Raw genomic sequence first — 12,466 nt, 5'->3', positions numbered from 1 at the left:
ACTGTATGTATTATTGTTGTTTACTACTGATTTCGGCATTACGTGTGGCCTTGTCCAACTGTTTGACGTGAGCGTTCAGCTTGATGACCTCGTCTTCAAGCTTCAGAATCTCACTCTTCATCTGCTTTCTCTCGTTGGTATTGGCCTTGTGATACTCCTGACGCAGCTGGTCCAGACGTGAGTTGGCGATTTCGAGCTCATACTGCTCTTTCATCAGCTTCTGGTAAAGCGATTTTGCCTCTTTCGACTGGAAATGTACTGCTGAAGCTTCGCCATCAGTGCTCACCATTTCGCCTGAAGCACCATTAGCGGCATATTTGTTTTTGATGCGCTCGAGTGCGGCCTTCCGTTCCTGACCATTGCCCCAGGTGTCGGCGATTCTTGCGATGTCGGCAAAGCGACGTATCTTCTCCTCTGAATATTTCGAGGCATCGTAGGTCTTACGCGCATCGGCTGGGATGAAGATGTAGATGCAGACCTTACCCTCAGGCTGGCGACGGTCGCTGGCAAAGTAACCAATACGATTAGTTTCGTCGATAGCGTACATGTAGTCGTTGGCCTCAGAGTTGAAGGGCATGCCCAGATTCTCTGGTTTCAGGAAACTGCCGCTACGTGAGTCGTAGCGTGTCATGAAGATATCGTAGCCGCCAATACTCTCTTCGCCCTTGCCTGCAAAGTAGAAGGTGACACCATCTGAAAGCATGAAGGGGTAGGAGGCCTCGTCGATGCCTTCGTTGAGGCCCTGCAGGGCCTGCGGATGGCTCCACTCGTTGCCTAACTTATCGGATGTGAACAGTTGCTGCTGTTTGCCCTCTTGCTGACTGAAATATATCTTATTGCCCATCTCGTTGATGTAGAGACAGCCTTTGAGCTGATTGCGGAAGAAGGCGCCCGTATTCATGAGCTGCCCAGATTCCGACGATAGGCGGATGGCTGAGAGAAACTGCTCTTTGTTGGTTACAATACTGTCGATGAAGATAATCTGCTGGGTCATCGCACGCATGTTGGTGATACGTGGGTCTTCCAGTGGCTCTTCGACTACAGGCTCTGGCTTTGGGCGTGGTTTAATGCGCTTCTTCTTCTGTGCTGCCATCGGTAGTGCCAGCAAGAGTGCCAATATCAGTATTGTAATTTTCCTTAGTTTCATATCTATTCTTCAATTAGTTTATTGTCTTCGTTAAGTGCGTTCCACATGCTGTAGCGGGCCTCTGGATTCATACGCTCAATGGCGTCGTATAGCTGCTTAATGTCTGCGCGATGCGAGTAGGTCTCGTAGGGACAGAGCTTCTGCTGTTTCTGATAGCCCTGTAGTTGGGCATACTGCTTGATGTCGTTCTCCTCAATCATACATAGCGGACGGATGATAGCGAGTGGCATCTTGCGCATCTTCAGCAGGGCAGGCATGGTGTCGAATCGCCCTTGGAAGGTTAGGTTCATCAGCGCTGTGTGCAGCAGGTCGTCCTGATGGTGGCCTAAGGCTATCTTGTTGCAGCCTAACGCCTGTGCCAGATTGAACATCTGCTTGCGACGGTTCCATGAGCACAGGAAACAGGGTGTTTTCTGCTTGCGGCGACGGGCTGCATCGGTAGGTTGTCCCGATTCTGTCGCAGCATCAACCTCGAAGCGGGTTGTCAGTACATGAAGCTCGACGCCCAGATTGTCGCAGAACTGCTGTAGATAGCTGGTGTCAGTCTCATAGTGGATGTTTTCCATCCTGACGTGCAGCGCCTCTACCTTGAATCGTGGATGCTGGATGCGCGAACGTCTGGCCAGCAGTTCGAGTAACAGGAGCGAATCCTTGCCACCCGATAGGCCCACGAGTATGTGGTCATCATCTTCTATCAGATGATAAGTAGCCATCGCCTTGACAAAACGCTCATTGAGACGATGCCAGAGGCGATGGCTCTCTTTATCTTGATTAGGCTTCTCCACGCAGATGCTTATCCATATTCAATGCAGCACGACGGCCATCACCCATAGCGAGGATGACTGTTGCACCACCACGCACGATGTCGCCACCAGCGAAGATCTCAGCACGTGAAGACTGCATCTCCTCGCTTACGGCAATAGTGTTCTTGCGTCCCAGCTTCAAGCCCTCGATACTCTTGGGTACCAGTGGGTTGGGCGACACACCTACAGCCACAATCACCTGATCGACATCGAGTGTAACGGTCTTGCCCTCAACAGGAACAGGACTGCGACGACCTGATGCATCGGGCTCTCCCAGCTCCATCACCTGGAGAACGGACTGTTTTACAGCACCAGTCTCATCAGCGATGTACTCGATAGGATTGTGGAGTGTGAGGAATTTGATACCCTCTTCCTTGGCGTGCTTCACCTCTTCCAGACGGGCTGGCATCTCTACCTCAGAACGGCGATAAACCAGTGTCACGTCGGCGCCCAGACGCTTGGCTGTACGACAAGAGTCCATAGCAGTGTTACCACCACCTACAACCAGCACGCTCTTGGCTGGATTCAATGGGGTGTCAGTAGTTGGGTTGGCAGCGTCCATCAGGTTCACACGGGTCAGATACTCGTTCGACGACATGATGTTGATGCAGTTCTCGCCAGGGATATTCATGAAGTTCGGCAGACCAGCGCCAGAACCTACAAAGATGCCCTTGAAGCCCTGCTTCTCAAGCTGTTCTACGCTGATGGTCTTACCTACGATGACGTCGGTCTGGAAATGTACACCCATCTTGGCCAGATTCTCAATTTCTACGTCGACAATCTTGTTGGGCAGACGGAACTCGGGGATACCGTACTTCAGTACACCACCGATTTCGTGTAAGGCTTCAAATACATATACATCATAACCTTTCTTCACCATATCGCCTGCAAAGCTCAGTCCGGCAGGACCAGAACCTACTACGGCAATCTTCATGCCGTTGGCTGGTGCAATCTCAGGCAGAGAGATGTTGCCACTCTCGCGTTCAAAGTCAGCAGCGAAACGCTCCAGATAGCCGATGGCTACAGCGGGCTCGTTCATCTTCAGGTGGATACATTTGCTCTCACACTGTTTCTCCTGAGGACAAACACGTCCGCAGACAGCGGGGAGGGCAGAGGTGTTCTTCAGTACCTTAGCGGCTGCCAGGAACTGACCACGCTCGATGTTCTTGATGAATGAGGGGATATTGATGTTTACAGGGCAGCCCTCAACACAAGTAGGTTTGGCGCAGTCCAGACAACGCTTGGCCTCTGTCATCGCCATCTCCTTGGTCAGGCCGATATTCACCTCCTCAGTACGGGTGGTTGCACGATAAACGGGGTCGAGCTCTGGCATCACTACGCGCTCAATCTGTGTGCGCTCCTTGGGTTTCATGCTCTTTCTGAGCTCATCGCGCCAAGCGGCGTTACGATCGGTCAGTACCTCGATGGTGTCGTTGGTTGGGTCGGCATCCATCACCACATCGGTGTTTTTGGTCTCGACCTTCTCCTCGGCATTAAGGCTGTCCAGATGCTCCTCGTAGTGGGCCAGTTCTTCCTGCTCTTCGCGCTTAAAGGTGCCCATACGCTTAAACATCTCGTCCCAGTCAACCAGTGCGCCGTCGAATTCAGGACCATCGATACAAACGAACTTGGTCTTGCCTCCGATGGTGAGTCGGCATGCGCCACACATACCTGTTCCGTCGACCATGATGGTGTTCAGGCTGACTTCGCAAGGGATGTTGTGCTTCTGAGCGGTAAGGTTTGAGAATTTCATCATGATAGGAGGGCCGATAGCGAATACCTTGTCCACATGTGGCTCCTGCTCAATGAATTTCTCGATACCAACGGTTACTACGCCTTTCTCGCCGTAGCTGCCATCATCGGTCATGATGATTACTTCGTCAGAACTTTCGCGTACCTTGTCTTCAAGGATGATCAGGTCCTTAGAGCGACCAGCCATTACTGAGAGCACACGGTTGCCAGCGGCCTTGAGTGCCTGGATAATGGGCAGCATAGGTGCTACGCCCAATCCACCACCTGCGCAGACTACTGTTCCGTAGTTCTCAATCTTTGTGGGGTTACCTAATGGACCAACCACGTCAGTCACATAGTCGCCCACATTCAGGGCACAGAGTTTTTTGGATGAGAGTCCCACCATCTGTACTACGAGTGTGATGGTACCCTTGTCGATGTCTGCGCCAGCGATGGTCAGCGGCATGCGCTCACCTTTCTTGCCTACGCGCACGATTACGAAGTTGCCTGCCTTACGGCTCTTCGCAATCAGTGGAGCTTCGATCTCAAAAAGAAAAACCTTCTCGGAGAACTGCTCTTTTCTAACGATTTTGTTCATAAGTATTTGTAAGTTGTTGATTAATCAATCATGTCGCAACCCATGTAGGGAACGAGTGCTGCAGGAATCTTAATGCCGTTCTCTGTCTGGTTGTTCTCCAGCAGAGCTGCAACGATTCTTGGCAGAGCCAGAGCCGAACCATTCAGCGTGTGGCACAGCTCGGTCTTCTTGGTCTCGCTATTGCGATAGCGGCACTTCAAGCGGTTGGCCTGATAGGTGTCGAAATTAGATACACTTGATACCTCGAGCCAGCGCCCCTGAGCCTCTGAGTATACCTCGAAGTCGTAGCAGATGGCGCTTGTAAAGCTCTGATCGCCGCCGCAGAGTAGCAGAATACGATAGGGGAGCTCTAACTTCTTGAGCAGGCCTTCAACGTGCTCCAGCATCTCTTTGTGACTCTCCTTTGAGTGCTCGGGCTTATCGATACGAACAATCTCAATCTTCGAGAACTCGTGCAGACGGTTCAGACCACGAACATCCTTACCATATGAGCCTGCCTCACGACGGAAGCACTCTGTGTAAGCACAGTTCTTGATAGGCAGATCCTTCTCGTCGAGAATCACGTCGCGATAGATGTTGGTTACAGGTACCTCGGCTGTTGGGATGAGATAGAAATCATCTACCTCGCAATGGTACATTTGTCCCTCCTTGTCGGGCAGCTGGCCTGTGCCATAGCCTGAGGCAGCGTTAACTACTGTAGGTGGCATAATCTCTGTGTAACCGCTCTTGCGGGCCTCGTCGAGGAAAAAGTTGATGAGGGCGCGCTGCAGACGGGCTCCCTTGCCGATATAAACAGGGAAGCCGGCACCAGTGATCTTTACGCCCAGATCAAAGTCGATGAGGTTGTATTTCTTGGCGAGCTCCCAGTGGGGCAGGGGATTGGCAATACCCAGTTTGGGGTTTACGTCCCAGTTGCCAACAGTATCGTCGGCGGTGCACTCCTTCAGGTTGCTCTTCACTACGTGGTTGTCCTCGGCAGCCTTGCCTTCGGGCACTTCGTCGTATGGAATGTTAGGAATCTGGCAGAGCAGAGTAGTCATCTCTTCCTGAGCCTTGGCCATAGTCTCGTCCATTTCCTTTGATTTCTCCTTCAACTGGGCCACCTGAGCCTTTACCTGCTCAGCCTCGTCCTTCTTGCCTTCTTTCATCAGTCGGCCTATCTGTCCTGAGAGCTGTTTCTGCTCGTTCAGACACTTGTCGAGCTCCTGTTGTGCCTCACGACGACGCTTGTCAACGGCCAAAACCTGATTGATGGCCTCTTTAGCGCCAGCAAAATGTTTCTTCTCCAATCCGCGAATCACGCGTTCTGTTTCCTCATTGATGAGTTTGAGTGTTAACATATCAAATACGTATTTATTTGTTTATATTCTTTTTTCTAAGGCGCAAAGGTACAAATAATCGATTAAATAGCCAAGAAAATAGCCTTAAAAATGCAGAAATCCCGCTACTCCTTGCGGAGTGCGGGAATCTGTTGTTTGTTTGGAATAAGTTGTTTCTTTAAAATTTTACCTTAGGCCTCAGCATTAGGAATTACTGATACAACGCTCTTGTTGTACTTGCCCTTGTGGAAGTTTACGGTACCGTCTACGAGAGCGTAGAGAGTGTCGTCCTTACCAATGGCAACGTTGTTACCAGGATTGTGCTTTGTACCACGCTGGCGAACGATGATGTTACCAGCTACGCACTGCTGACCACCGAAGATCTTGATGCCAAGTCGCTGAGCTGCGCTCTCACGACCGTTCTTAGAACTACCTACACCTTTCTTATGTGCCATAATGTTGTTCCTCCTACGTTTTTAAGCGATTACCGACTTGATTACTACTTCTGTGAACTGCTCACGATGACCGTTGCGAACGCGATAGTCCTTACGACGCTTCATCTTGAAAACGATGACCTTGTCACCCTTTACGAGTGGGTTCACTACTTCACACACTACTTTTGCTCCATCTACGGTGGGAGCACCTACCTTCACTGCGCCGTCAGCATCTACGAGCAGTACCTTGTCAAATTCAACAGTCTTACCTGCCTCAACATCCTTGATGTGGTGCACGAAGAGCTTCTTGCCCTCCTCTGCCTTGAACTGCTGACCCTGAATTTCTACAATTGCGTACATTTTGCTTTTATTTGTATTTAGGGGTTTTTCCGCGAGGCGGCATACGTTCGTACACACTTAACTCTGCCCCAACGGACTCTAACGGGGTGCAAAGGTATATAATTTTTATATAATAGTGAATAGTAAATAGTAAAAAGTAGTAAGATTTATGAAAGTTTAACTATTCGAGCGCGGGCAAAAAATAAAGCGATGACTTTCGCAAGCGATCGCTCCATATCTTCAATAGGTATTAGTCTTCTAAGGTAAAAAGATTGTTTTCAGGATAACGTTGGCAAAGGTAAGGGTTTTTTCGGAAACTTACAAATTTTTTGGCGTTTTTTTTTGATGAATCGTCAATGTGTGCCTACACAGCGATTAATTTTATAAAATGTTAACACAAAATGCCGTGCAAGCGTTTACATTTTGGGTAGTTGTACGTGCAAAAAAATTTTGCACGAAGCAGTTGTTGGTACCAGAAGGGCTAGGGCTTATTTACTATTATATTTAATGTTCGCGCGCGTGTATGCTTTAATAGCTTGTACTTCTTTTCGTGGCGATGACGGCTTTTAAAAGTACAGCGGAGGTCTCAATTGGGCCTCCGCTGTGCTTGTATAGGTTAAAAAAATGATTAATATTCGAATGTGCCGAATTCGCTCTTGATGGTGAGGCTCTTCTTTCCTTCCTCGATGTGACCAACTACCTGAGCGTCGATGTTGAACGACTTTGATATCGCGATCACCTTGTCGGCAATCTCTGGACTTACGTAGATTTCCATGCGGTGCCCCATGTTGAATACCTGGTACATCTCCTTCCAGTCGGTGCCTGAACACTCGTGGATAGCACGGAAAAGTGGGGGAACGGGGAACATGTTGTCCTTCACTACGCGGCAGTTGTCATTTACAAAGTGGAGCACCTTGGTCTGGGCACCGCCTGTGCAGTGAACCATACCGTGAATTTCAGGACGGAGTTCGTCGAGCAACTTCTTGATGACAGGAGCGTAAGTGCGGGTTGGCGAAAGAACAAGCTGACCTGCATTCACGGGAGCGCCTTCTACAGTGTCGGTGAGCTTGTATTTCCCACTATACACGAGTTCTTCGGGTACAGCGTGATCATAACTCTCTGGGTAATTCTCTGCTAGATACTTGGCGAACACGTCGTGACGGGCTGAGGTGAGACCGTTAGATCCCATACCGCCGTTGTAGCGTTTTTCGTAGGTGGCCTGACCTGTAGATGAAAGACCGACGATGACGTCGCCAGGACGAATGTTGGCATTGTCGATGACGTCGGCGCGCTTCATACGGCAGGTAACGGTGCTGTCGACGATGATGGTTCGAACCAGATCGCCTACATCGGCTGTCTCACCACCAGTGGGATAGATGCCGATTCCCATCTCGCGGAGCTCGCTGAGCAGTTCGTCGGTACCATTGATGACGGCAGAGATAACTTCGCCAGGGATGAGCATCTTGTTGCGGCCGATGGTGCTTGATACCAGGATGTTATCCACGGCACCTACGCAGAGCAAGTCGTCGGTATTCATAACGATGGCATCCTGAGCGATACCTTTCCATACTGACAGGTCACCGGTCTCTTTCCAATACATGTAGGCAAGGGCCGATTTTGTGCCAGCGCCGTCGGCGTGCATGATGTTGCAATACTCTGGGTTGCCCCCTAAGATGTCGGGAATAATCTTACAGAAGGCCTGTGGGAAAATACCCTTATCAATGTTTTTGATGGCGTTGTGCACATCTTCCTTGGCGGCACTTACGCCTCGCATCATATATCTGTTGTCCATAATCTTTTTTTATTTATCGTTTCCGTGCCAGAACTCCCAACTGGCAAAGGCTTGCAGGAGTAGCATTTCGAGACCGTTTTTCACCTCGGCACCGTATTTTGCCCCCTTACGCATAAACAGTGTTTGGTCGGGGTTGTAAATCAGGTCGTAGAGGATGGTATGTGAGTCCATTGCCTCGTAGGGCAGGTCGGGGCACTCGTCGGTCTTGGGGTACATGCCTAATGGTGTGCAGTTGACAATGACGTTGTATTCCTTGACTACCTCGGGGGTAATCTGACTGTATTGAATCGTGTCGGGGCGCTCGTAGCGGCTAACAAACACGGGCTCAATGCCTAATGACTTGAGACCGAAGTTGATGGCTTTTGAGGCACCGCCTGTGCCCAGAATGAGGGCTTTCTTGTGCCATTTTGGATCGAGCATGCTCTCGATGCTTTGAGTAAAACCAATGACATCGCTGTTGTAGCCCTTGAGCAACGTCTTGTTCTTCTCGTGAACCACTCGGATGACGTTAACAGCGCCAATGGCTCGTGCCTCGGGCGAAATGCTGTCGAGGAAAGGAATCACCTTCTCTTTATAAGGGATGGTGACGTTGAGTCCCTTCAGATTGGGATTGCGGTCAATGATCTCGGGCAGATCGTCAATGGTGGGAATCTCGAAATTCTCGTACTTGGCATTGATACCTTCATCGGCAAACTTCTGATTGAAGTAGCTGATGGAGAATGAGTGGCCCAAGGGGTAGCCGATAAGTCCGTACTTGTCCATTTTTTTATAATACCTATTTAGTTGCGAAATACATCGTGCAAATGCCAAACGTTAACCGCTTGAATGAAGCTTCGACAAAGCCGGCCTTCAGCAGGATATCGACCATGCGCTCACCTTGTGGGAAAGCCTCGATGGTCTTGGTGAGATAGGAGTAGGCGCTGGTGTCCTTGCTGATCAGTCGTCCATATACAGGCAGCACGGTGTGTGCGTAGATATGGAACAACTGCTTCATGGGGAACGAGACGGGCGACGTAAGTTCGACGATAGAGAGGTGACCGCCTGGTTTGAGTACACGGTAAATCTCGCGTAAACCGGCATCGAGGTCGGCAAAGTTGCGGATACCGAAGGCTGCGGTCACGGCATCGAAAGTGTCGCTATGGTATGACAGGTTCAGGCAGTCTTCTTTCTCGAAAGTCACGATATGGTCGAGACCGAGTGCCTTTACCTTCTGACGGCCTATCTCCATCATACCCTCGCTGATGTCGGCGCCCACTAAGCGGGCGGGCTTCAGCATCTGGGCCGACAGAATGGCAAAATCGCCTGTGCCAGTGGCGATATCGAGCAGTGACTGTGGGGTATAGGGCTGCAAAGCCTTGATGGCCTTGCGGCGCCACCCCTTATCGATATCCCACGACAGACGGTGGTTCAGCTTATCGTAGGTAGGCGCGATGTTGTCGAACATCTGTTCTACCTGTGAGGCTTTCTCGCCATCGCCGTATGGCTTGATCTTCTCCTGCTCGTACATGTTTGTTGACAATTGATAATTGAAGTAGACTATTAACGAGACTTGAAGGCTGTCAACCAGTTGCTGACGTTTTTCTCGATACGCTCGGCGATGTCGTCGTCACTGGTTTCACGCTCAAACTTCTCGCCGACAATGTGTTCGTAGAGTTCGATGTAACGGTCGGAAACGCTCTCTGCATACTCGTCGGTAATCTCAGGCATTGTCTGTCCGGGCTCGTTCATGAAGTCGTGCTCGATGAGCCACTGGCGAACGAATTCCTTAGAGAGCTGGCGCTGGGGCTCTCCCTTAGCGAGTTTCTCCTCGTAGCCATCAGCGTAGAAGTAGCGGCTTGAGTCGGGGGTGTGGATTTCGTCGATGAGGTAAACTTTTCCATCGCGCTTACCAAACTCGTACTTGGTGTCGACAAGAATCAGTCCACGCTTGGCAGCAATCTCCTGTCCGCGAGCGAAAATCTTGCGGGTGTAATCCTCCATGATGGCGTAGTCCTCAGCTGATACGATGCCCTGAGCAATGATCTCTTCCTTCGAGATGTTCATGTCGTGACCTTCGTCGGCCTTAGTGGTTGGAGTGATGATGGGCTCGGGGAAACGCTCGTTTTCCTTCATGCCGTCGGGCAGTTTTACGCCACAGAGCTCACGACAACCGTTCTTGTACTCGCGCCAAGCTGAACCCGTCAGGATAGAGCGGATAATCATCTCCACGCGGAAACCTTCGCACTTCAAACCTACGGTAACCATAGGATCGGGGGTGGCCAATTTCCAGTTAGGGCAGATGTCGGTAGTGGCATCAAGGAACTTGGCTGCTATCTGGTTGAGTACCTGACCCTTGAAAGGGATTCCCTTAGGCAGCACAACGTCGAATGCTGAGATACGATCGGTGGCTACCATCACCATCAGATCGTCGTTGATGTTGTACACATCGCGTACCTTTCCATGATACACGCTCTTCTGTCCTGCGAACTTAAAGTCCGTCTTAGTTAATGCTTTCATCTCTTTATTGTGTTATTATCAAATTCACCTTTCATCTCCTTATCGAATTCCTCGTAGGCATTCACGATGCGGGTTACGAGCTTGTGGCGTACGATGTCGCCGCGGTCCAGGTTTACAATCCCGATACCTTCTACATTATTTAATATATGCAAGGCCTCGATGAGTCCGCTTTTCTGTGAGTGGGGCAGATCTATCTGGGTCATGTCGCCCGTGATGATCATCTTGGTATTCCAGCCCATGCGGGTGAGGAACATTCGGATCTGGGCAGGCGTGGTGTTCTGTGCCTCGTCGAGAATCACTACAGCATCAGAGAGCGTACGACCACGCATAAAGGCTAATGGGGCAATCTGGATGATGTGCTTCTCCATCATGTCCTGCAGCTTCACTTGTGGAAGCATATCCTCAAGGGCATCGTAAAGCGGTTGCAGATAAGGATCAATCTTCTCCTTCATGTCGCCTGGCAAGAAGCCGAGTTTCTCACCAGCCTCGACGGCGGGACGTGAGAGGATGATTTTCTTGGCAGTCTTGTCCTTCAGCGCCTTGACGGCCAAAGCGATAGAGAGATAGGTTTTACCTGTACCAGCAGGTCCGACGGCAAACACCATGTCGTTCTTGTTGTAGGCCTCGATGAGTCGTTGCTGATTGGGTGTACGGGCCTTGATAGGGCGTCCTGACATGGAGTAGACTACAACGCCATCAGGCACGTCGTCGCGCGTGCGCTTACCTTTAATAATGTCTAGGATATCCTCGTCGCCAAGGGAGTTGAAGCGGAGTACGTGGGCGCGCAGCTTCTCAACACTTTCCTCGAAAGCTGCCATCTGTTCCTCGTCGCCTAACACACGGATGACATTGTCACGGGCCATGATGCGCAGTTTTGGATATAGCGAGCGAATCATCTGCAAGTGCCCGTTGCCAACCCCATAGAATATGACGGGGTCAATGTCTTCTAATACGATATGTTTCTCTATCAAAAGCTGAAGTTTTTTAAAATTTGGGCACAAAGTTACAAAAATTATTTGTATCTTTGCAACGCAAAAGAAAATTTTTAGATGAAACTGACAAAAAAACGATATTTAATGGGGTTTACGGCGATGGTTTTGTTGCTGGCGGCAATTCGTGCAGCGTATCCACAGGTGGCTGAGAGCCAAAGTGATGAGCCATCGGTAGAGCCTGTAGCTCAAGAAATCGTCGGTCCTCAGTTGAAAACTGATAAACCTCACAAAATATATTCAGTACCAAGTTTCAAGGCTTGTTTCCCAGATACGCAGGCTGTGCAGCTGACTGCTGCGATGAAGTGGGGGGTGAAACGCGTAAAAAATCGCGAAGATGCAGAGAAACGCAAAAACGAACTGGTATATGTGGGCGCAAATCCGTATTATCATATCGATCGCCTCTATTCCAGCATCCCGTATCTGGTACCTCGTGCGGCTGTGTTACTGCAGGATATCGGTCAGGCGTTTTTCGACAGTCTCTATGTCAAGGGCATTCCCTTGCATCGTCCGATAGTGACCAGCGTACTCCGCTCGCAGGAGGATGTGGCCAAACTGCGTCGCCACAATGGGAACGCTACAGAGAACTCATGCCACCTCTATGGTACCACATTCGATATCTGTTATAACCGTTATGAAACGGTGGAGGATCCTGATGGACCAGCCCGTCGTGCGGTGCGTAATGACTCGCTGAAATATGTACTCTCAGAGGTGCTGCGCGATATGCGCGAACAAGGTCGCTGCTACATCAAATACGAGGTGAAGCAAGGCTGTTTTCACATGACGGTACGGTGATAAGAATATTAAAAAATAAAACC

The 12,466-nt window shown here is 50.2% G+C and carries 12 protein-coding genes; 1 reads left to right on the top strand and 11 read right to left on the bottom strand.

Annotation, left to right across the window (positions count from 1 at the left end; translation table 11 throughout):
- Window positions 1-10: 10 nt before the first annotated feature.
- From T495_RS0111775 to T495_RS0111725, 11 genes are all read right to left on the bottom strand, one after another.
- Entirely contained in the window at window positions 11-1,147 is a 1,137-nt protein-coding gene (locus T495_RS0111775) for a hypothetical protein (protein WP_028903437.1), read from the bottom strand.
- A 2-nt stretch (window positions 1,148-1,149) separates the two neighbouring features.
- The gene (locus T495_RS0111770) at window positions 1,150-1,932 is read right to left on the bottom strand and encodes a tRNA 2-thiocytidine biosynthesis TtcA family protein (protein ID WP_033148800.1); all 783 of its coding nucleotides are present in this window, start codon (window positions 1,930-1,932) and stop codon (window positions 1,150-1,152) included.
- Window positions 1,919-4,279, bottom strand: a complete 2,361-nt coding sequence (locus T495_RS0111765; RefSeq protein ID WP_033148799.1) for a bifunctional dihydroorotate dehydrogenase B NAD binding subunit/NADPH-dependent glutamate synthase — start codon at window positions 4,277-4,279, stop codon at window positions 1,919-1,921. The genes T495_RS0111770 and T495_RS0111765 overlap by 14 nt, the downstream gene beginning before the upstream one ends.
- Window positions 4,280-4,299: 20 nt before the next feature.
- On the bottom strand, window positions 4,300-5,619 hold the full coding sequence (gene serS / locus T495_RS0111760) for a serine--tRNA ligase (RefSeq protein ID WP_028903440.1): 1,320 nt from the start codon (window positions 5,617-5,619) through the stop codon (window positions 4,300-4,302).
- Between the two features lie 170 nt (window positions 5,620-5,789).
- Window positions 5,790-6,053 carry a 50S ribosomal protein L27 gene (gene rpmA, locus T495_RS0111755; RefSeq protein WP_013064241.1) on the bottom strand — a complete coding sequence of 88 codons (264 nt, stop codon included), beginning with the start codon at window positions 6,051-6,053 and terminating at the stop codon, window positions 5,790-5,792.
- 21 nt (window positions 6,054-6,074) lie between these two features.
- Window positions 6,075-6,392: a 50S ribosomal protein L21 gene (gene rplU, locus T495_RS0111750; RefSeq protein WP_028903441.1), complete on the bottom strand. Its 318-nt coding sequence runs from the start codon at window positions 6,390-6,392 to the stop codon at window positions 6,075-6,077.
- Between the two features lie 607 nt (window positions 6,393-6,999).
- Window positions 7,000-8,163: an AIR synthase-related protein gene (locus T495_RS0111745; RefSeq protein WP_033148798.1), complete on the bottom strand. Its 1,164-nt coding sequence runs from the start codon at window positions 8,161-8,163 to the stop codon at window positions 7,000-7,002.
- A 9-nt stretch (window positions 8,164-8,172) separates the two neighbouring features.
- The gene (locus T495_RS0111740) at window positions 8,173-8,925 is read right to left on the bottom strand and encodes a shikimate dehydrogenase (protein WP_028903443.1); all 753 of its coding nucleotides are present in this window, start codon (window positions 8,923-8,925) and stop codon (window positions 8,173-8,175) included.
- Window positions 8,926-8,938: 13 nt separating this feature from the next.
- Window positions 8,939-9,670, bottom strand: a complete 732-nt coding sequence (gene ubiE / locus T495_RS0111735) for a bifunctional demethylmenaquinone methyltransferase/2-methoxy-6-polyprenyl-1,4-benzoquinol methylase UbiE (protein ID WP_033148797.1) — start codon at window positions 9,668-9,670, stop codon at window positions 8,939-8,941.
- Between the two features lie 32 nt (window positions 9,671-9,702).
- The gene (locus tag T495_RS0111730; protein WP_028903445.1) at window positions 9,703-10,659 is read right to left on the bottom strand and encodes a phosphoribosylaminoimidazolesuccinocarboxamide synthase; all 957 of its coding nucleotides are present in this window, start codon (window positions 10,657-10,659) and stop codon (window positions 9,703-9,705) included.
- Window positions 10,656-11,630 carry a PhoH family protein gene (locus T495_RS0111725; protein WP_033148796.1) on the bottom strand — a complete coding sequence of 325 codons (975 nt, stop codon included), beginning with the start codon at window positions 11,628-11,630 and terminating at the stop codon, window positions 10,656-10,658. Before T495_RS0111725 ends, T495_RS0111730 begins: the two co-directional genes overlap by 4 nt.
- A gap of 78 nt (window positions 11,631-11,708) precedes the next feature.
- Here T495_RS0111725 and T495_RS0111720 point away from each other — a divergent pair, with 78 nt between their 5' ends.
- A complete protein-coding gene (locus tag T495_RS0111720; RefSeq protein WP_028903446.1) occupies window positions 11,709-12,443 on the top strand; it encodes a DUF5715 family protein in 735 nt (244 codons plus the stop codon).
- The last annotated feature ends 23 nt before the right edge of the window (window positions 12,444-12,466 follow it).

The sequence above is a fragment of the Prevotella sp. P6B1 genome, assembly GCF_000702825.1.
Lineage (GTDB): Bacteria > Bacteroidota > Bacteroidia > Bacteroidales > Bacteroidaceae > Prevotella.
Note: the sequence above shows the minus strand (reverse complement) of the source record. Positions and strands in the feature narration are given on the sequence as shown.

Excerpts from the sequence above, each read along its gene's own strand:
- serS (WP_028903440.1), bottom strand. The coding sequence starts at position 5,619 with ATGTTAACACTCAAACTCATCAATGAGGAAACAGAACGCGTGATTCGC.
- T495_RS0111730 (WP_028903445.1), bottom strand. The coding sequence starts at position 10,659 with ATGAAAGCATTAACTAAGACGGACTTTAAGTTCGCAGGACAGAAGAGC.
- rplU (WP_028903441.1), bottom strand. The coding sequence starts at position 6,392 with ATGTACGCAATTGTAGAAATTCAGGGTCAGCAGTTCAAGGCAGAGGAG.
- T495_RS0111745 (WP_033148798.1), bottom strand. The coding sequence starts at position 8,163 with ATGGACAACAGATATATGATGCGAGGCGTAAGTGCCGCCAAGGAAGAT.
- rpmA (WP_013064241.1), bottom strand. The coding sequence starts at position 6,053 with ATGGCACATAAGAAAGGTGTAGGTAGTTCTAAGAACGGTCGTGAGAGC.
- ubiE (WP_033148797.1), bottom strand. The coding sequence starts at position 9,670 with ATGTACGAGCAGGAGAAGATCAAGCCATACGGCGATGGCGAGAAAGCC.
- T495_RS0111740 (WP_028903443.1), bottom strand. The coding sequence starts at position 8,925 with ATGGACAAGTACGGACTTATCGGCTACCCCTTGGGCCACTCATTCTCC.
- T495_RS0111765 (WP_033148799.1), bottom strand. The coding sequence starts at position 4,279 with ATGAACAAAATCGTTAGAAAAGAGCAGTTCTCCGAGAAGGTTTTTCTT.
- T495_RS0111720 (WP_028903446.1), top strand. The coding sequence starts at position 11,709 with ATGAAACTGACAAAAAAACGATATTTAATGGGGTTTACGGCGATGGTT.
- T495_RS0111775 (WP_028903437.1), bottom strand. The coding sequence starts at position 1,147 with ATGAAACTAAGGAAAATTACAATACTGATATTGGCACTCTTGCTGGCA.